Raw genomic sequence first — 18,959 nt, 5'->3', positions numbered from 1 at the left:
GATCAACATTGGCCAACGGAGGTATTTCGAAGCCTCGAACAAAGGTTATCTAGACTAATCTCTCTAGACACATTTCGAGGCCTTCGCTCAGTTCCTCTTCAGCACCCGCGTCGCACCGGCCGCGACCGTGGTCGCGAGCACCCAGCCGAGGGCCACCAGACCGCCGGAGACCCACTGCGAGGTGCCGGTGTAGGCCCACATGTTGTCCTGGCCGAGGTTGATGATCGGCAGCAGCAGATCGGCCGAGACCAGCCACGGGTTCCACTCCGGGTTCTGCCCGTCGTCCAGCCGGGACATCCGGTGGTCGTCGAACCACAGGCCGCCAGCCAGCCAGAACAGCGCGATCCAGATCATCGCCAGCCAGGGCCGGTAGCCGTAGCCGACCGTGCACTCCTGGATCGCGCCCCAGAGCTTGCCCGCCAGGCCCAGCTCCCAGTGCCGCCTGCGCTGCTTCTCCAGCAGCACCCGCACCGCGCGCTCCTCGTGGCCGGAGCGCCGGTAGAAGGTGGCGAACAGGTCGTAGGGTCCGGGCGCGAAGTCGGGGATGACCCGCCGCAGCCACTTGACCCTGGTGCGGACGCTGACCTCCGGCGTCGCGGTGATCGCCTCGAACCGGAAGTCCTCCAGGTCGACGCCGCCCGTTGAGGCCCACAGGAACTCGCCGTCGGTCACCGAGACCGCCGTGGCCCTGGTCAGGATGACGCGCCCGGCGGGCGGCTCGGCGAAGCGCACCACCAGCTGCTGCGCGGACAGCCCGTAGGCGTTGAGCGCGATCCGCGCTTCCTCGCTGCCCAGAACGGAGCCGGTGAAGCTGGCCATCTTGTGCACCTCGACCAGGCGCACGCGGACGCCACCGCTGGCCAGGAAGCCGTGCGTGCACAGGAGGTCCTTGCCGACCATGGCCACGCGCGCGTCCAGCGACGGCTTGAGCGAGCCGTCCGGGCGCAGGCGCGGTTTGGTCAGGTGCGCGCCCGTGCAGTCCAGGGTCGAGCCGATGCTGGCGTTCTGCAGCCGGATCGAGCCCGTCGCGCGGATGTGCCGGAGGAACAGGGTCCCGCCGATGTCCAGCCGGTCGGCGAACAGGGAGTCGATGCCGGGCCCGTGCAGGTGCACACCGGAGAGGCTGGCGCTGCCGCGCACCTTCGCGTCGACGAGCCGCACCTGGCCGTAGGCGCACATCGGGCCGTTGCGCTCGCCCGCCGCCGCGTCGTCCTCACCGCCGACGCCGCGCGCCTCCAGGTCTCCGCCGACCTCGATGCCGTCTGCGATGAACGCGACCGGGACGCGCTGCACCGGCTTGATGCCCTGCTCGTCGAGACCGACGACCGACTCCTCCTCACCGAGGCACGAGCCGGAGAGCCGGAGGTAGCCGCCGATCGTCGCGTTCGGCACGCGCACGGAGCCGGATGCGGTGAAGCCGTTGTCCATCTCCACGTTGCCGTCGACGTGGATGCGGTCGGCGACCAGGGAAGCGGTCGTGTCAGCCATCCCGCGCGGCATCACCAACACCTGGTGGTCCAGCGCCTGCGGGGTGCGCAGTCGCGCTCCGGAGAACACCGCGTCGCCGCCGATCCGAGCGCCCGCGAACACCACGCGGCCCTCGGTGGTGAACTGCCCGCCGTCGCGGTCGCAGAACAGGTTGCCCGCGACGACGACGCCGGAGGCCTCCAGCGCGTCGCCCTCCGGGTTGGCCAGGTAGGCGCCGCCGAGGTGGATGCTGCCGCCGACGTTGGCCCCGCGCAGGCGGACCTCGCCGCTCGCGCGCATCGCCGTGGCCTGCAACGAACCGGAGATGTTGAGCCGGGCGCCGAGCAGCGCGTGCCCCTGCGGGCTGCGCAGCACCGCGCCCGCGAGCCGGACCGTGCCCTGCACAGCGCCGTCGGTGAGGTCGAGGCAGCCGTCGCAGGTGAACCCGGCCTCCAGCACGAGATCGCTGTCCACGCGCAGGTTCTTGCCGTTGAGCCCGGGCATCCGCGATCCCGGCAGTCGCAGTCCGGCCAGCTGCGCCATTCGGACGTCGACCTTGTTGGTGAACACGCAACCGGCCAGCTCGACGAGGTAGGAGACCTTGACCGACTCCAGGTTCAGCGTGCCGGTGACCCTGGCACCGGACAGCCGCAGCGCGGGGATACCGGTGATCTTGACCCGGTAGAGGTCGGTGAGCAGCGCGACCAGCACGGCGGCCCTGACCTGGCGATCGGTCCTGCCGGGAAGCGGGAGCGCGAGCCGGTCCCCCGTCCCGAACGCCCTGCACACCTCGCGTTCGGCCTCGGTCAGGTCCGAGGGTTTGACGTACTCGCCCACGTGCTCCTCCGCCCCCTGCTGGTCCTGTTCGATCTCACCGGTTCGCCGCCCCGGTGGGAAGAGCGGACGACCAAGCCGTGATGAGCGGACGTCGCGGCGCGATTGGCACTACCGTCTTCCCCCGTGAGCGCACCCAGGCAGATTGAACCGACTCCGATCCGTCGGGACGCCGACGAACCGATCCCGTACGGACTTCGGGTGAGTGCCGCGCTGTCGTGGCGGCTGCTGGTGATCGCGGGCGCGCTCGTCGTGCTCGGCTACGTCGCCGCCTACTTCGCCACCGTGGTCATCCCGGTCGCCATCGCGCTGCTGTTGTCGGCGCTGATGGGGCCCGCGGTGAAGGCACTGGTCCGCTGGCGGGTGCCGAGGTGGGCCGCGACGACCGTGGTCCTCGTCGGCGGGCTGGCGCTGGTCATCGGCGTGCTGACGTCCGTGGTGACCGCGTTCATCGAGGGCGTCCCGGACCTCCAGAAGCAGGTGACGCAGAGCCTCGAAACGATCAGGGACTGGCTGATCAACGGGCCGCTGCACCTCAAGCAGGAGGACATCACCGGCTACATCAACCAGGCGATCGAGGCGCTGAAGGCGAACACCTCGGTGATCACCTCGGGCGCGCTGTCCACCGCGGCGACGGTGGGCGAGATCCTGACCGGCTTCCTGCTGGTGCTGTTCACGCTGATCTTCTTCCTGCACGACGGCCGGGGCATCTGGCGCGGCATCCTCAAGGCCGTCCCGACCCGCATCCGCGACCGCGTGGACGTGGCGGGCGCCAAGGGTTTCGACTCGCTGTCCGCCTACGTGAAGGCCACCGTGCTGGTCGCGGTCGTCGACGCGGTCGGCATCGGCATCGGCCTGATCGCGGTCGGCGTCCCGCTCGCGATCCCGTTGTCCGCACTGGTCTTCCTCGGCGCGTTCATCCCGATCGTCGGTGGCCTGCTCGCGGGCACCGTCGCGGTCCTGGTCGCGCTGGTGGCCAACGGGCTGGTGTCCGCGCTGATCGTGTTGATCATCGTGATCGCCGTGATGCAGCTGGAGAGCCACGTCCTGCAGCCGCTGCTGCTGGGCAAGGCGGTGCACCTGCACCCGCTCGCGGTCGTGGTGGCCATCGTCGGCGGTCTGGCGCTGGCCGGTCTCGTCGGCGCGCTGCTGTCGGTCCCGGTGCTCGCCGTGCTCAGCGCCGCGATCCGCTCGCTCGCCGGTCCCCGCGAAGCCCCCGAGGAAGCGGAGGCGGAGCCCGCGGGCTAAGGCTGTCCTGGAAGCCATCCGGTTCGCCGGTCTTCAAGACCACCCAACCCCCAGCCCCACCGTCTCCAACGACAGCAAACCCCGCACAACCGCAGGGTTTGCGGCGGTTAACGATGATCAACAGAGGGGTTTGCTGGTCTTGAAGACATCCCACCCCCCGGCGACGCCGTGCTCAACCACTTGCAGGACAGGGGCTAGGCGAGGGTGACGAGGTTGCGGCCGGCGTTCTTGGCGCTCAGCAGCGCGGAGTCGGCCGCAACCATCAACGCGTCGATCTCGTGGCCGAAGCGGGCCGACGTCGCGACACCGATGCTGATCGTCAAGCCGGTCAACAGGTGCGGGTGCCCGTCGGCCGCGGTGGCAGGCACCGCGAGCCCCGACACGGCGAGCCGGATGCGCTCCGCCTGCCGTTCCGCCGCGACCGGGTCGGTGTTGGGCAGCAGGATCACGAACTCCTCGCCGCCGAAGCGCCCCACCAGGTCCCGGCGCGGCACCTCCTCCTGCAACAGCTCGGCGACGGCCGCCAGCGCCGAGTCGCCCGCGAGGTGGCCGATCTCGTCGTTGACCCGCTTGAAGTGGTCGAGGTCGAGCAGCAGCACCGCGGCCGTCGTCTGCCGGGCCCGCGTCCTGACCAGCTCCGCGCGGGCGAGGCGGTTCCAGTGCGTCGCGTTGGTGAGGCCGGTCTTGGGGTCGCGCTGGGCGGAACGCCGCCACTGCGCGAGCTGCGTCGCACGGCCGAGCAGCACCATCGGCGGCGCCAGCAGGACGACCGCGAGCGGGTTCGCCGTCAGCACCATCGAGCTCAGCACGCCGGTGCACACCGCGACGACGCCGACCCCGACGTCCAGCGGCTCACCGAAGACCTCGCTCGGCCGCGCTTGCGGTTTGCGGAGCCAGAACCCGACGCCCACCAGCAGCGCCCGCGTGCTGAGCAGCGTCCCGCCGACCATCAGCGAGCCGAAGAGGTTGTCCGCGTAGTGGTTCGGGCACGTGCCCGCCACCATGCACGCGACGAAGGTGGCGACCGTCGTCGCGGACGTGGTGAACAGCCAGCGGTGCGGCCCCGGGCGCTGCTCCAGAACTCCTTGCAGCACAGGGCCGATCATCAGCAGCACCACGAGGTTCTTGGGCAGCGTCAGGGCGCCCGCCAACAGGTAGGAGACGTGCACCGCCCACAGGTTCTGCTGCGACTCCGCGCGGAACGGGTCGCAGGCGGAGGTCACCACCACGACCAGCACGGAAACCCCTGCCAGCACGCCGAAGTCGCGGATCTCGTCGTCGGTCGGCACCGGTCCGCCGAGCGAGCTGGTCAGGAAGACCCCGACGGCCGCGGCGTAGACGAGGCACCAGTAGATCAGCGCCGGCCTGCGCAGGCTCAGCAACGGCCACTCGCGCACGCGAACCTCCCCCGAGGCGCATGCGGCAGGATGGCCGGAGCCGACAGAGCCCCATGAAGGAGGAAGAACGCGGTGCCGACGTCCACGGCAGCAGCGGAGACCCTGGCTTCGACCATGGCCCCGCTGTGGCGCGGAGCGGTGCTGTTCCGGGTCGGAACCTTCGTCTTCGCCACCACGGGAGTCCTCCTTCACCAGGGCGAGTACCAGCGGCAATGGCTGGGATGGCTGGTCCTCGGGGTGATGGCGGGCTGGACCGTCTTCACCGCGTACGCCTACAGCAGGGAGCCCGGTCGCCGAGCCCCGATCGTCGTCGTCGACGTCCTGCTCACCCTCGTACTCATCGGCTTGTCCGCGCTCGTTCTGGATAGGGCATATCTGGAGACGCCGCAGCCGACCATCACCACCGTGTGGGGCGCGAGCTCCGTGGTCGCGGCGGCGGTGCAGGGCGGCCAGGTGAGCGGGCTGCTCGCGGGCGCGGTCAACGCGCTGGTCTCCTTCGCCGTGCGGGGGTACTTCACCTTCGACATCGCCAGGGACTCGATGCTGTTGGTCGCGGTCGGCTTCGTGATCGGGATGGCGTCGACCACCGCGCGGCGCTCCGCGACGCAGCTGCACCAGGCGCTGCGGGCGCAAGCCGCGACGGCGGAACGTGAACGCCTCGCGCGGTCGATCCACGACGGCGTGCTCCAAGTTCTGGCGCGGGTCCGCACGCGCGGCGCGGAGGTCACGGGGGAGACCGCGGAGCTGGCGCAGCTGGCAGGGGAGCAGGAGGTCGCGCTCCGATCGCTGATCGCGGCGGCTCCGCCGGATTCCAGCGTCGACGGCGAGAGCGACCTCGGAGCGCTGCTCCAGGTCCTCGCGACGCCCCGGGTGCAGGTCTCGACGCCCGCGACGGCGGTGCGGATGCCGACGAGCACCGCGACCGAGCTGGTGGCGATCGCGCGCGAGGCGCTCAACAACGTGGACAAGCACGCCGGCGCGGACGCGCGGGCCTGGGTGCTCTTGGAGGACCTGGGCGAGGACGTGGTGCTCAGCGTGCGGGACGACGGCCCCGGCATCCCGGAAGGGCGGCTCGCCGAGGCGGAGGCCGAGGGCCGGATGGGTGTGTCGCGCTCGATCCGCGGGCGCGTCACCGACCTCGGTGGGAGCCTGGCGCTGCTGACCGCGCCCGGGGACGGGGTCGAGTGGGAGATCAAGGTGGGGCGAGGGGGAGCGGGATGATCGAGCCGGAGACAGCCGCGGTGTCGGTGATGGTCGTCGACGACCACCCGATCTGGCGCAACGGTGTGGCGCGGGATCTGGCCGAGCGCGGGTTCGAGGTCAAGGCGACCGCCAGCGACGGCGACGCGGCCGTGCGGATCGCGCGCACGGTGCGACCGGCCGTGGTGCTGATGGACCTGAACATGGGCACGAGCACGGGGGTGGAGGCCACCGGCCGGATCACCACCGAGCTGCCGGGGACCAGGGTTCTGGTGCTCTCGGCCAGCGGCGAGCACACCGACGTGCTGGAGGCGGTGAAGGCGGGCGCTTCCGGCTACCTGCTGAAGTCCGCCTCGGTCGAAGAGCTGGTCGACGCCGTGCGGCGGACCGCGAACGGGGACGCGGTGTTCACCGCCGGGCTCGCCGGGCTGGTGCTGGGCGAGTACCGGAGGATGGCCGCGACCGGGCCCGGCTCCGACCCCGCGACGCCCAGGCTGAGCGAGCGCGAGACCGAGGTGCTGCGCCTGGTCGCCAAGGGGCTGACCGCGCGGCAGATCGCCGACCGGCTGGTGATCTCCCACCGCACGGTCGAGAACCACGTGCAGTCCACGCTGCGCAAGCTCCAGCTGCACAACCGGGTCGAGCTGGCCCGCTACGCCATCGAGCACGGACTGGACGGGGACCCGGATGAGTGACCGCGACCTCCGCGTCTCCGACGCCGAGCGGGAGCACGTGCTCGGGCTGCTGCAACGCGCCGTCGGTCAGGGCAGGTTGTCGCTGGCCGACTTCTCCGAGCGCTCCAACCGCGCGACGGCGGCCGTGGTCCGCGCCGAGCTGAACGCGGTGCTGATGGACATCCCCGGGATGGTGCTCGACACCGCCGCCGCGAAGGGCTCGTTGGAGCTGCGGCACACCGGCTCCACCGTGCAGCGCAGCGGGCGGTGGGTGGTGCCGAGAACGTTGGTGCTGCGCGGAAATCTCGGCTCCAGCCGCCTGGACTTCACCGAGGCGGTGATCGCCGAGCCGATGGTGACCGTGGAGCTGGACAGCACGGCGGGCTCCACGACCCTGGTGCTGCCGCCCGGCGCGACGGTGAACATCGACGAGCTCACGCCGGTGATGTCCACCGTGACCGACAAGGTGGGCCCCGGCGAGCACCGGGGCACCCCGCACTTCGTGCTGACCGGCACGCTGCGCATGGGTTCGCTGAGCATCCTGCCGCCGCCGAAGAAGAAGCGCGGTCTGCGAAGGTTCTTCAGCTAGCTCACGGTGCCGAGGGCCGCGCGGGCGGCTTCGCGGGCGTGGGCGGGGTCCTTCGCGGCGAGCGCGGCGCGGGCGGCTTCGCGGCATGCGTCCGCGGTGACTCCGCCGAGCGTCGAGCCCACGCGCGCCAGAGCTGCCGCGTTCATCGACAGGCTGGTCACGCCGAGGCCCACCAGCACGCAGCCGAGCGCGGGATCCGCGGCGGCCTCGCCGCACACGCCGACGGGCTTGCCCAGCGCGATGCCCGCTTCGCCGACGAGGGCGATGAGGCGCAGCAGCGCGGGCTGCCACGGGTCGTTGAGCGAGGCCAGCGCGCCGAGCATGCGGTCAGCGGCGAAGACGTACTGCGCGAGGTCGTTGGTGCCCAGGCTGACGAAGTCGACCTCGGCGAGGATTTCCTTGGCGGACAAGGCAGCCGCCGGGATCTCGATCATCACGCCCGCCCTGGGCAGCCCGGCGGCGCGGACGCGCTCGGCGAACCACGCGGCTTCCTCGGCCGTCGCGACCATCGGCGCCATGACCGAGACCTCAGCGCCGGAATCCGTTGCTGCGGCTGCGATCGCTTCCAGCTGGCGGTCGAGCACGCCCTGCTGCTCACGGCCGATGCGCAGGCCACGGACGCCGAGCGCAGGGTTGGGCTCGTCCTCCGGAGTCAGGAACGGCAACGGCTTGTCGGCGCCCGCGTCGAGGGTGCGCACGACGACCGGCTTGCCCTGGAACGGCGAGAGGACCTTGGCGTAGGCGGCGCGCTGCGCTTCGACGGACGGCTCAGTCGTGGCGGAGAGGTAGCAGAACTCCGTGCGGAACAGCCCCACGCCCTCAGCACCCGCGGCGACGGACGTCGCGGCGTCCTCGGCGGAACCGACGTTGGCGATGATCTTGACGCGCTGGCCGTCGGAGGTGCGGCCGACGCCGTCCCACTCGGGCTCGGCCTGCACTGCGGCGGCGACCACTTCGACCGGGCCGTCGGGGACCTCGACCGAGCCGGTGGCGCCGTCGACGATCAGCCCTTCGGCCTCCAGCGCGAGGACCCCGCGCACGGCGACAACGGCGGGGATGCCGAGCGAGCGGGCGAGGATCGCGGTGTGACTGGTCGGGCCGCCCTCCTCGGTGACGAGCGCGAGCACCTTGGCGGGGTCCAGCCCGGCGGTGTCGGCGGGCGCGAGGTCGCGGGCCACCAGCACGCTCGGACCGGCCAGCTCGGGCACCCCGGGCGGGTCGATGCCGAGCAGCTCGGCGACGATCCGGTCCCGCACGTCGCGGACGTCCTGCGCGCGCTCGGCGAGGTAGCCGCCGGCGGCTTCGAGCGAGGCGGCGAAGACGTTGGCCGCCTCGAAGACGGCGCGCGGGGCAGGCAGGGCGCGCTCACGCACGAGCTTGGCAGCCTGCTTGGCGAGCGCCGGGTCCATGGCCATTGCGGCGGTGGTCTCCAGCACCGCACGGGAGTCGCCCTCGACCGTGGCGGCCTTGGCGTTGAGCCGGTCGGCGACCGCGGCCGCCGCCGGGGCGATGCGCCCCGCCTCGGCCTCGGCGTCGGTGGGCGCGGGGACCGCCGACGGCTCACCCAGCGGTTCGGCGACGCGGACGACGGGGCCCGAGGCCCTGCCGGGGCTGACACCGACACCTGTGAGCTGCAACGCTGCCATGGTCTAGACCATACCGAACCTCGGACCAGCGTCAATGCCGACATAGGAGCAACTAATCATCGCCCCAGGTCACCCGGAAGAGTTACGGAGGGCGACCACCGCGCAGCCCTGCGTCATCAGCAGCCTAGGCTCCGGCGACATGAGCACCGAAACCCGATCCCGCCGCATCCGCCTGATCGCCGGACTCGTCCTGCTGGCCATGGTGCTGTCACCGCTGGCCTTCCTGCTGGCCTGAGCGACTAGAACGGCACCCCGCACCGCAGGACGACGTTCGCGAAGGGACTGGCCTCGCCGGTCCGCACCACCAGCTTCGCGTCGCCGAGCAGCCGCTTGAGCTCCTCGTGCGCGACGCGGCGCGCCTGCGGCAGCCGCTGAGCCAGCGCCGCCGCGCAGGGCGGGTTGCCCGAGTCGATCTCCGCCGCGACGACCGCGTCCTCCACCACCAGCTCGGCCAGCAGTCCGTCGAGCACCTGGAAGAAGCTCGGCACGCCGAAGGTGAAGGCCAGGTCGATCACCTGCGGCCCGGCCGGGATCGGCAACCCGCAGTCGGCGACGACCACGCGGTCGGTGTGTCCCAGCCGGGCCAGCGCGGCGCTCAGTTCGGCGTGCAGGATTCCCCTGCGCCTCACCCGATCACCTCGTCGGCGCGCGGGTACGAGGGCTGAGCCCCGTGCCGCGTCACCGACGTCGCCGCGACGCGGACCGCGAAGCGCGCGGCTTCGACCAGGTCTTCGCCAGCGGCGAGCCTTCCCGCGAGCGCACCGGTGAACGCATCGCCCGCTCCGGTCGTGTCCACCGGCTTCACCTGCGGCGACGGCACGGTGTGCACTCCGGCCCGGTCAGCGACCACGGCTCCCTTGGCGCCGATGGTCACCACGACCGAGCGCGGGCCGACGTCCAGCAACCGGGTCGCCAGATCCTCCGGCGAACCCTCAGCCCCGAGCAGCCACGCGGCCTCGTGCTCGTTGACCACCAACGGGTCCAGCGCCGCGAGCACCTCGTCGGGCAGCTCGGCGGTCGGCGACAGGTTGAGCACCGGGCGAACGCCCAGCTCCGCCGCCGAAGCCACCGCGTGTGCCACCGTGGACAGCGGGATCTCCAGCGACAGCACCATGACCGCCGCCTCCGCGAGCACACCGCGCGCCGCGTCCACGTCGGCCTCGGCCACCGCGGAGTTCGCGCCGGGGGAGACGACGATGGAGTTCTCGCCGTCCGGGGTGACCATGATGTAGGCGTTGCCGGTGGGCCGGTCGGGCCGTGCCACGTGGGCGACGTCCACACCGGCTCCGCGCAGGGAGCCCAGCAGCAGCTCCCCGTGCTCGTCCTCACCGACCGCGCCGAGGAAGACGACCGGGGCGCCGAGCATGCCCGCCGCCACCGCCTGGTTGGCGCCCTTGCCGCCGGGGGAGACCACGAGGTCGGCGCCCATGACGGTCTCGCCCGGCCCGGGACGCCGGTTCAGCGCGACCACCAGGTCGGCGTTGGCCGACCCGATGACCACGACCTTCTTCGGCTCGCTCACTTCTTGAACTCGGCCAGGTTCTCCTTGGTGACGACCTTGACCGGGACGTCCACCTTGGCCGTGACCTGCTCGCCCTTCGCCGCCTTCACGGCCTGCTCCACGGCGAGCTTGCCCAGCTCACGGGGCTGCTGCGCGATGGTGGCCGCCATGGTGCCCGCCTCGATCGCGTCGAGGCCGTCCTTGGTGGCGTCGAAGCCGACGACCTTCACGTCGCGACCGCCCAGCGCCTTGATCGCTCCGAGCGCCATCTCGTCGTTCTGCGCGAACAGCCCCTTCAGCGCGGCCTGCGTCGGCAGCAGGCTGGTGGTGACCTCAAGGCCCTTGCTGCGGTCGAAGTCGGCGGCCTGCTGGGCGGCGACCTTGATGCCCGCGCTGGCCTTGATGCCGTCGGCGAAGCCCTGACCGCGGTCGCGCGCGGCGGAGGTGCCCGGGGTGCCCTGGAGCACCACCACGTCACCGGCGCCGCCGATCGCCTTGGCCAGCGCCTCGGCGGCGAGCTTGCCGCCCGCGACGTTGTCGGAGGCGATCTGCGAGGCGATCTTGGCGTTGTTCACCGCGCGGTCGACGGCGACCACCGGGATCTTGGCGTTCTCCGCCGCCTTGGCCGCCGGTGTGGCCTGGTCGGACTCGACCGCGTTGATGATGATCGCCTTCACGCCCTGCGTCGTGAAGGTCTGCACCTGGTTGACCTGGGTGGCCGGGTCGTTCTGCGCGTCCTGGACCACGAGCTTCACGCCGAGGGCCTTCGCCGCTTCCTGGGCGCCGTCGCGCAGCTGCACGAAGAACGGGTTGTTCAGCGTGGAGACCGAGAGCGCCACGGTGATCTCGCCACCGGAGGAGTTGCCCGCGCCGCCTCCGCACGCGGCGGTCAGCGCGAGGGTGGCCACGGCAACGGCCGCGAACGCGGACCTGCGGGTGAGCTTCATCTGGGTTGTCCCTTTCAACAGATCAACTTCAACAGATCGACTAGTTGCGGAAGTCGGCGACGTTGTCCTTGGTCACGACCTTGACCGGCACCTCGATCAACTGCCGGACCTTCTCCTTGCGGATGGTCTTCACGGCCTGCTCCACGGCGAGGCGCCCCAGCTCGCGCGGCTGCTGGGCGATCGTGGCGGCGAGGGTGCCGTTCTGCACGGCGACGAGCGCGTCGGGCGTGCCGTCGAAGCCGACGATCATCACGTCCCTGCCCGCCCGCGCGCCGAGCGCCTTCACCGCGCCCAGCGCCATCTCGTCGTTCTCCGCGAAGACGCCCTTGAGCTTGGGCTGCGACTGCACGAGCGCGGACATCACGTCCATGCCCTTGGCGCGGTCGAACTCGGCGCCCTTCTTGCTGACCACGCGGACGCTGCTGCGCAGTGCCATGCCCTGGGTGAAGCCCTCGTCGCGGTCGCGGCTGGCCGAGGTGCCGGAGATGCCCTGGAGCGTCACCACGTCACCAGGGCCGACGGCCTTGGCCAGCGCTTCGGCCGCGAGCTGCCCGCCCTGCACGTTGTCCGAGGTGACCTCAGAGACCACGGTGCCGTCGATCGAGCGGTCCACCGCGACGAGCGGGATGCGCGCGTTGGCGGCGGCCTTGGCGATCGGCTCGGACTGGTCGGTCTCGACCGCATTGACCAGGATCGCGTGCACCTTCTGCGTGACGAAGGACTGCACGTCGTTGATCTGCTTGGTGGCGTCGTTCTGCGCGTCCTGGACGACCAGCTTCACGCCCAGCTCCTTGGCGGCCTTCTCCGCGCCGTCCCTGAGCTGGACGAAGAACGGGTTGTTCAGCGTCGACACCGAGAACGCGATGGAGAGGGTCTGCGCGCCGCTGTCGCCGGTGGTGCCGGGATCGCACGCCGTCGTGAGTGCGAGCGCGGTCGCGGCCAGTACCGCGGTGACGGCGCCGCGACGACGACCGGAGTTCTTCATCGAGAGACTGCCCCTTCTCCTGTGGAGATCACTTGGTGCGGCGGCGGAGCGTGTCGAACAGGACGGCGAGCGCGATCACCACGCCGATGACCACCTGCTGCCAGAACGGGGTGACCTGGAGCTGGTTGAGGCCGTTGCGCAGCACCGCGAGCACCAGCGCGCCGACGAAGGTGCCCGTCGCCCGTCCGACACCGCCGGAGAGCGAGGCCCCGCCGATGACGACCGCGGCGATGGCGTCCAGCTCGTAGCCGACCGCCGCCTGCGGACCCGCCGACGCCAGGCGACCGGCCAGCAGCAGCCCGGCCACCGCGGCGAAGACCCCGGCGAGGCCGTAGACCACCAGGGTGGACCGGCGCACGTTGATCCCGGACAGCCGCGCGGCGTCGGCGTTGCCGCCGATCGCGTACATCGTGCGCCCCGCGTAGGTCCTCGTGAGAATGATTCCGGTAAGCCCAAAGACCAGCAGCATCACCAGCAGCGGGACCGGCAGGTAGTCGCCGATCGTGCTGCCGAGCGCGGTGATCTCCTCAGGTGTGGACTTGGGCGTGCCGTCGGAGACGACGAGGGTCAGGCCGCGCGCCACGCTCAGCATCGCCAGGGTCGCGATGAAGGCGGGCAGCCTGCCGTAGCTGACCATCACGCCGTTGACCAGACCGGCGGCCAGGCCCGTCACCAGGCCCGCGACCAGCGCCAGCCAGCCGGGCAGCCCCGCCTCGGTGAAGGACCAGGCGGCGACCATGCCGGAGAGCGCGGCGACGCTGCCCACCGAGAGGTCGATGCCGCCGGAGACGATCACGAAGGTCTGCCCGAACGCGAGCACCGCGACCACGGCGGCCTGCACGCCGACGTTGAGCAGGTTCTGCGGGGTGAGGAAGGTCGGCGCCATGATCGACAGGGCCACCACGAGCACCACGAGGCCGCCGAGCGCCCCGTTGTCCGACAGCAGCTTGCCCAGGTCGGGGCGGTTGCGGCCCCGTTCGGCAACGGTCGTCGTCATGTCGCCTGCTCCCGCGTCGTGTCCCTGATCGTCTCCTCGGAGGGCGCCGGGCGCGGGGTGTCGCGCTCCGCCTCCCGCCACTCGTCGGAGAAACCGTCCCTGTACGACCAGCCCGCCTCGGAGACCGCGAGCGCCATCACGGCGTCCTGCGTCGCCTCGTCGGCCGCCAGCTCACCGGCCACCCGGCCCGCCGACATGACCAGCACGCGGTCGCTCATCCCGATCACCTCGGGCAGGTCGCTGGAGATCAGCACCACCGCGTGCCCGGCGTCTGTCAGCTCGTTGACCAGCTCGTAGATCTCCACCTTGGCTCCGACGTCGACCCCGCGCGTCGGCTCGTCCAGCACGAGCACGCGGACGTCGGCCAGCAGCCACTTGCCGATCACGACCTTCTGCTGGTTGCCGCCGGAGAGCTCGCGGACCAACTGGTCCTGACCGGCCGTCTTCACGCGGAGCCTGCCCGCCATGGCCGAGGTCCGCACGCGCTGCGCCTTGCGGTCGACGAAGCCGCCCCGCGTGGCCGCGCGCATCGTGACCAGGCCGAGGTTCTCGCCGACGCTGGAGGTCAGCACGAGGCCCTGGCCCTTGCGGTCCTCCGGCACCAGGCCGAGCCCCGCGCGCATCACCGCGTTCACATCGCCCCGCCTGGGACGGCTGCCCGCCACCACGACCTCGCCGGAGTCGTAGCGGTCGACGCCGAAGACCGCCCTGGCCACCTCGGTCCGCCCGGAGCCGACGAGCCCGGCAACCCCGAGCACCTCACCTGCTCTGACCTCGAAGGACACGTCGGTGAACGCGCCGCTCCTGGTCAGCCCGGAGACGCTGAGCAGCACCTCGCCGGGCTCCTGCGCGCGACGCGGGTACTGCTCGGAGATCGTGCGGCCGACCATCGTGCTGACCATCTCGTCCACGCTCGCGCCCGCGGGCAGCACGCCGACGCTCTCGCCGTCGCGGAGCACGGTGATCCGGTCGGCGATGCGCCGGATCTCTTCGAGGCGGTGGGTGATGAAGACCAGGCCGACGCCCTGTTCGCGCAGCTCGGACATGATCTCCAGCAGCCGGTCGGTCTCGGTCTCGGTGAGCACGGCGGTCGGCTCGTCGAGCACCAGCACCTTGGCGTCGGTGTCCAGCGCCCTGGCGATCTCGACCATCTGCTGCTGAGCGATGCCGAGCCCGCGCACCGGAGTGCCGGGGTCGACGCGCAGGCCGACGCGGTCGAGCATGTCGCTCGCGCGGCGGCGGATCTGAGCGCGGTCAACGAAGCCGAAGCGCCTGGGCATGCGGCCGAGGAAGAGGTTCTCCGCGACGGAGAGATCCGGCACCAGCGTCAGTTCCTGGTGGATCACGGCGATGCCGAGCTTCGCGGCCTGCTGCGGCGAGCCGAGCCGGACCTCCTCGCCGCCGACCACGATCCGCCCGGCGTCCGGGCTGTGCGCCCCCGCGAGCACCTTGACCAGCGTGGACTTGCCAGCGCCGTTCTCCCCGAGCAGCACGTGCACCTCGCCCGCGCGCAGGTCGAAGTCCACGTCGGACAGGGCCAGCGCGCCGGTGAAGCGCTTGGTGATCCCTTCGACTCGAAGGAGTTCCGTGCTCACAGCCGCTCTCCACAGGACGCTCTGACGACCAGGCGCGCGTCGAGGTGCACCTCTTCCGGCTCCTCACCGTTGATCAGCGCGAGCAGGCTCCGCACGGCCGCTCCGCCCATCTCCTCGGTGGGCTGGGCGACGACGGTGATCGCGGGCTCGAACAGCGGGAACCACGGCTGGTCGTCGTAGATGGCCAGGCCGACCTCGTCCGGGATGCGCCTGCCCAGCCTGCGCAGTTCTTCGAGCGCGCCGAGCCCCATCAGGTTGTCCATCGCGACCAGCACGGTCGGCGGTTCGGGCCGTCCGAGCAGCCACGACGCGGCGTCCGCACCGCTGCGGCGGCGGAAGTCCCCGTGCGTCACGAGGTCCGGCGCGACCGGGTAGCCGAGCGAGCGGAGCGCGTCGTTGAACGCGTGCAACCGTTCCCGGCCGGTGCTGGTGTCCTCGGGGCCGGAGATCACGCCGATGCGGCGGTGCCCGAGCCCGACCAGGTGCGCGGCGAGCTCGCGCAGCGCCGCCGCGCCGTCCGCGTGCACGACCGGGGCTCCGCCGACGTCGATGCGACGGTCCAGCAGCACCAGCGGCACGTTGCGCGCGTTGACCTCGCTGACCCAGCCGTCGTCGTCGGTCGCCGGGCACACCAGCAGGCCGTCCACCCTGCGGTCGAGCAGCGTGCGCACGTAGCGCTCCTGCTGCTCCACGTTCTCGTCGGCGTTGCCGAAGATCACCACGTAGCCGTGCTTGCGCGCCTCGTCCTCGACCGCGCGGGCGATCTCGGCGAAGAACGGGTTGAGCAGGTCGCTGATGACCAGGCCGAGCGTCTGCGTCGAGTGCACGCGCAGCGATCTGGCCAGCACGTTGGGCCGGTACTCCAGCGCGTCGACCGCGGCGAGCACCCTGGCGCGAGTCTCGGGGGTCGGCGCGGAGTGGCCGTTGAGCACGCGGGAGACGGTGGCGGTGGAGACGCCCGCACGACGTGCGACGTCCTTCATCGTGGCCACCGTCGGCGCTCCTCCCATTGTGATCACGGGCGTTTTCACCGTGACACAAGCCGTGCGTGTATTCGATTACACGACCCGGTTAATCGAATACACAAGAAGGATTCTCAACTGAATCGAAACAGGTGACTTCTGTGTCGGCCAGGAGACCTACATCCGGCCCATCGGATGACACCCAGCCGAGGGAAGGAGATGACGCGGTCCGGCTCCGTAGCCGACCGCGTCATCCCCGCCCCTCGCTCAGCCGATGAGCTGCGCGGTCGTCCTGTGCATCACCAGGCGACCGGTGGCGGGCGGCACCCGCTTCAGCCACGAGTCCACGTGGGTCTTGGTGGCGATCCGCATCAGCCAGGGCAGCGGCCGGTCGATGCCGGGGTTGGCGACCTCGGTGCAGGCGACGAACGCGCGCGCCATGGTCTCCTGCACCAGCCGCTCCGCGTGGTTGATGTCGCCAGCCAGCCGCAGGCAGTACTGGAACAGCTCCGGCCGCAGCGGTTCGAGGCGGTGCAGGAAGTCCCGCTTGGCGTTGCGCACCGTCTGCACCAGCTCCGGCTCCAGCACCACCGAGGCCACCGCGATGGCGCGCTGGGCGATCCTCGGGAGCCGGGTCGTGGCCGGAACGGTCTCCAGCGCCTTCGCCGCGTCGGGCACCAGGTCGTCCAGCTCGTCGCGCTCCTGGAGTCCGATCCGCTGCTGCAACCGCCGTAGCGAGGCCGGGGCCCACCAGGTGAACTCGCCCTGGAGCTTCACCAGCGCCGGGACCAGCAGCATCCGCACGATGGTGGCGTCCAGCGCCAGCGCCAGGATCATGCCGATGCCGATGAAGCGCATGAGCGCCATGTCGGAGAAGGAGAAGGCGCCGGTGACCACGATCAGCAGCACCGCCGCCGCGCTGATCACCTTGCCGGTCTTGCCGAGCCCGATGCTCACGGCCTCCTCGGTGGTCGCGCCGCGCTCACGCGCCTCGACCATCCGCGACATCAGGAAGACCTCGTAGTCGGTGGAGAGGCCGAACACCACGGCCGCCATCAGCACGACGACCCCGGCTTCGAGCGGTCCGGGCTCCACGCCGAGCAGGTCGGCGCCGTGGCCGTCCTGGAAGACCCAGACCAGCGCGCCGAAGGTCGCGGTGAGGCTGACCGCGCTCATCACCACGGCCTTGATCGGCATCATCACCGAGCCGAAGGCCAGGAACATCAGCACCATGGTCGCGCCGACGACCAGCAGGATCATCCACGGCAGCTGGGCGGCGGTGGCGGCGAGGCTGTCCACCACCTCGGCGGTGCGACCACCCACCATGACCTCGGTGCCCGCGGGCTCGGAGAGCTCGCGCAGGTCGGCGACGGCGGTCTTGGCCTCGGAGCTGAGCGAGCCGCCGGGCAGCTTCGCGCTGATCGTGGCGACGTCGCCCGCGGACTGGCCGGGCTTCACCTCGGTGACGCCGGAGACCTTCTCGATCTCGCCGATGAACTTCTGCACGGTCTCCGGGGTCGGCGCCTTGCCGTCGTAGCCGCGCAGCACGATCTGCGCGCCGTCCGCGCCGAGCTGCGGGAACTCGCGCATGAGCTGCTCGGCGGACTGGCGGGCGGTGTTCTCCTGCGGCAGCACCTTCTCGGTGACCGCGCCGAAGTTGACGCCGAGGAACGGGGCGCCGAGCACGAGGAGCAGGACCAGGATCGGCGCGGCCACGAAGACCGGGCGCTTCATCACCCAGTCGGCGAGCTTGCGCCAGCCAGGCCACTCGCGGTGCTGCGTGACGTCCTTGCCGCGCCGCCACGGCATGGCCAGCGCGTCCACGCGGCGGCCGAGCACCGCGAACACGGCGGGCAGCAGGGTCAGCGAGAGCACGGCGGCGATGCCGACCGCCGCCATGCCGCCGTAGCCGACGGACTTGAGGAACGCCTGCGGGAAGAGCAGCAGGCCGCCGAGCGCGATCACCAGCAAGGTGGAGGAGAAGGCGACGGTGCGACCGGCCGTGGCGACGGTGCGCTGCACGGCGTCCTCGGTGGAGCGCCCGCCCGCCAGCTCCTCGCGGAAGCGGCCGACCATGAAGAGGCCGTAGTCGATGGCCAGACCGAGCCCGAGCAGCGTGGCCACGTTCACCGCGAAGGTGTTCACGTCGCCGAAGACGGTGAGCAGCCGGAGCACGCCGAGCGCGCCGAGGATGGTCAGGCCGCCGACGGCCACCGGCAGCGAGGCCGCGACCAGGCCGCCGAAGAACAGCACCAGCAGCACCAGGGTCACGGGCAGCGAGATCAGCTCGGCCCGCACCAGGTCGTTGTGCGATGTCTCGTTGATCTCTTTGCCGAGCGCGAAGTAGCCGGTCACGGTCGTCGCAGCGCCCTCTACCGAGATCATCCCCTTGACCTCGTCGAACGCGGCGAGCTTTTCGTCCTCGTTGGCACCGGCGAGGGTGAAGACGGCCACGCCGCGCTGCTTGTCCGGCGTGGCGAACTGCGGGTTCGGCAGCTGCCAGTAGGAGACGACCTTGCTGACCTTGTTCTGCGGCAACGTGCTCAGCCTGCTGGTGATGCGCTGGCCGAGCTGCGGGTCGTCGACGGACCTGCCGGGCGGCACGGTGTAGATCGCGACGAAGTCGCCGCCGGGCTTGCCGAGGGTCTTCTCGACCGCCTTCGTCGCCTGCACCGCCTCGCTGGCGGGGTCGTCGTAGCCGCCCTGGGAAAGCCGGTCGAAGACCCCGCTGCCCCACGCTCCGCCCAGCAGGGCGATCAGCAGCACTGTTCCGACGACCAGCCAGCGTTGGCGGTGAACCATCGATCCCCAAGCAGCGAACACGAGCCCCTCCGGATGGCGGCAGTCCGGCAATCACGACCGTCCGGCGAGCCCGGGCACTGAGCAGCGGGTCAATCACTCTCAGTAGGAGTTACCG

The 18,959-nt window shown here is 71.3% G+C and carries 15 protein-coding genes; 4 read left to right on the top strand and 11 right to left on the bottom strand.

The annotated features are described in order from the left end of the window. Positions 1 to 87 precede the first annotated feature (87 nt). Entirely contained in the window at positions 88 to 2,304 is a 2,217-nt protein-coding gene (locus ABD798_RS08615; RefSeq protein WP_344872421.1) for a translocation/assembly module TamB domain-containing protein, read from the bottom strand. Between the two features lie 123 nt (positions 2,305 to 2,427). On the opposite strand from ABD798_RS08615, the gene ABD798_RS08610 reads away from it, so the two are divergent. Further along, complete coding sequence (locus ABD798_RS08610; protein WP_425549177.1) at positions 2,428 to 3,549, top strand: AI-2E family transporter; 1,122 nt, start codon at positions 2,428 to 2,430, stop codon at positions 3,547 to 3,549. Between the two features lie 194 nt (positions 3,550 to 3,743). Here ABD798_RS08610 and ABD798_RS08605 read toward each other — a convergent pair whose 3' ends face one another. Next, the gene (locus ABD798_RS08605) at positions 3,744 to 4,946 is read right to left on the bottom strand and encodes a GGDEF domain-containing protein (RefSeq protein ID WP_344872419.1); all 1,203 of its coding nucleotides are present in this window, start codon (positions 4,944 to 4,946) and stop codon (positions 3,744 to 3,746) included. 114 nt (positions 4,947 to 5,060) lie between these two features. On the opposite strand from ABD798_RS08605, the gene macS reads away from it, so the two are divergent. The 3 genes from macS to ABD798_RS08590 are packed head-to-tail and all read left to right on the top strand — an operon-like array spanning position 5,061 to position 7,409. Further along, positions 5,061 to 6,167, top strand: coding sequence for a MacS family sensor histidine kinase (macS, locus tag ABD798_RS08600; RefSeq protein WP_344872937.1), 1,107 nt, complete (start codon positions 5,061 to 5,063; stop codon positions 6,165 to 6,167). Next, positions 6,164 to 6,841: a response regulator gene (locus ABD798_RS08595; RefSeq protein WP_344872418.1), complete on the top strand. Its 678-nt coding sequence runs from the start codon at positions 6,164 to 6,166 to the stop codon at positions 6,839 to 6,841. Before macS ends, ABD798_RS08595 begins: the two co-directional genes overlap by 4 nt. Then, positions 6,834 to 7,409 (top strand): DUF1707 SHOCT-like domain-containing protein, encoded by a 576-nt coding sequence (locus ABD798_RS08590; protein WP_344872416.1) that lies wholly within the window; start codon positions 6,834 to 6,836, stop codon positions 7,407 to 7,409. Before ABD798_RS08595 ends, ABD798_RS08590 begins: the two co-directional genes overlap by 8 nt. Here the strand turns inward: ABD798_RS08590 and ptsP are convergent. The 9 genes from ptsP to ABD798_RS08545 all read right to left on the bottom strand — a co-directional run bounded on the left by ptsP (position 7,406) and on the right by ABD798_RS08545 (position 18,844). Further along, entirely contained in the window at positions 7,406 to 9,055 is a 1,650-nt protein-coding gene (gene ptsP, locus ABD798_RS08585; RefSeq protein ID WP_344872415.1) for a phosphoenolpyruvate--protein phosphotransferase, read from the bottom strand. The two genes, ABD798_RS08590 and ptsP, sit on opposite strands and share 4 nt — an antisense overlap. 239 nt (positions 9,056 to 9,294) lie before the next feature. Next, the gene (gene rbsD, locus ABD798_RS08580) at positions 9,295 to 9,684 is read right to left on the bottom strand and encodes a D-ribose pyranase (RefSeq protein WP_344872414.1); all 390 of its coding nucleotides are present in this window, start codon (positions 9,682 to 9,684) and stop codon (positions 9,295 to 9,297) included. Further along, positions 9,681 to 10,577, bottom strand: coding sequence for a ribokinase (locus ABD798_RS08575; protein ID WP_344872412.1), 897 nt, complete (start codon positions 10,575 to 10,577; stop codon positions 9,681 to 9,683). Before ABD798_RS08575 ends, rbsD begins: the two co-directional genes overlap by 4 nt. Continuing rightward, on the bottom strand, positions 10,574 to 11,503 hold the full coding sequence (locus ABD798_RS08570) for a substrate-binding domain-containing protein (RefSeq protein WP_344872410.1): 930 nt from the start codon (positions 11,501 to 11,503) through the stop codon (positions 10,574 to 10,576). Before ABD798_RS08570 ends, ABD798_RS08575 begins: the two co-directional genes overlap by 4 nt. 40 nt (positions 11,504 to 11,543) lie before the next feature. Continuing rightward, a complete protein-coding gene (locus ABD798_RS08565; RefSeq protein ID WP_344872408.1) occupies positions 11,544 to 12,488 on the bottom strand; it encodes a substrate-binding domain-containing protein in 945 nt (314 codons plus the stop codon). A gap of 28 nt (positions 12,489 to 12,516) precedes the next feature. Then, positions 12,517 to 13,485, bottom strand: coding sequence for an ABC transporter permease (locus ABD798_RS08560; RefSeq protein WP_344872405.1), 969 nt, complete (start codon positions 13,483 to 13,485; stop codon positions 12,517 to 12,519). Further along, positions 13,482 to 15,080: a sugar ABC transporter ATP-binding protein gene (locus ABD798_RS08555; protein ID WP_344872403.1), complete on the bottom strand. Its 1,599-nt coding sequence runs from the start codon at positions 15,078 to 15,080 to the stop codon at positions 13,482 to 13,484. The genes ABD798_RS08560 and ABD798_RS08555 overlap by 4 nt, the downstream gene beginning before the upstream one ends. After that, positions 15,077 to 16,063 carry a LacI family DNA-binding transcriptional regulator gene (locus ABD798_RS08550; RefSeq protein ID WP_344872935.1) on the bottom strand — a complete coding sequence of 329 codons (987 nt, stop codon included), beginning with the start codon at positions 16,061 to 16,063 and terminating at the stop codon, positions 15,077 to 15,079. The genes ABD798_RS08555 and ABD798_RS08550 overlap by 4 nt, the downstream gene beginning before the upstream one ends. Positions 16,064 to 16,309: 246 nt before the next feature. Beyond that, entirely contained in the window at positions 16,310 to 18,844 is a 2,535-nt protein-coding gene (locus ABD798_RS08545) for an MMPL family transporter (protein ID WP_344872402.1), read from the bottom strand. Positions 18,845 to 18,959 lie beyond the last annotated feature (115 nt).

This window comes from Allokutzneria multivorans, from assembly GCF_039537405.1.
Classification (GTDB): Bacteria; Actinomycetota; Actinomycetes; order Mycobacteriales; family Pseudonocardiaceae; genus Allokutzneria; species Allokutzneria multivorans.
Note: the sequence above shows the minus strand (reverse complement) of the source record. Positions and strands in the feature narration are given on the sequence as shown.

Coding starts and splice junctions, on each gene's coding strand:
- macS (WP_344872937.1), top strand. CDS start 5,061: ATGGCCCCGCTGTGGCGCGGAGCGGTGCTGTTCCGGGTCGGAACCTTC.
- ABD798_RS08595 (WP_344872418.1), top strand. CDS start 6,164: ATGATCGAGCCGGAGACAGCCGCGGTGTCGGTGATGGTCGTCGACGAC.
- ABD798_RS08590 (WP_344872416.1), top strand. CDS start 6,834: ATGAGTGACCGCGACCTCCGCGTCTCCGACGCCGAGCGGGAGCACGTG.
- ptsP (WP_344872415.1), bottom strand. CDS start 9,055: ATGGCAGCGTTGCAGCTCACAGGTGTCGGTGTCAGCCCCGGCAGGGCC.
- ABD798_RS08570 (WP_344872410.1), bottom strand. CDS start 11,503: ATGAAGCTCACCCGCAGGTCCGCGTTCGCGGCCGTTGCCGTGGCCACC.
- ABD798_RS08565 (WP_344872408.1), bottom strand. CDS start 12,488: ATGAAGAACTCCGGTCGTCGTCGCGGCGCCGTCACCGCGGTACTGGCC.
- ABD798_RS08560 (WP_344872405.1), bottom strand. CDS start 13,485: ATGACGACGACCGTTGCCGAACGGGGCCGCAACCGCCCCGACCTGGGC.
- ABD798_RS08550 (WP_344872935.1), bottom strand. CDS start 16,063: ATGAAGGACGTCGCACGTCGTGCGGGCGTCTCCACCGCCACCGTCTCC.
- ABD798_RS08545 (WP_344872402.1), bottom strand. CDS start 18,844: ATGGTTCACCGCCAACGCTGGCTGGTCGTCGGAACAGTGCTGCTGATC.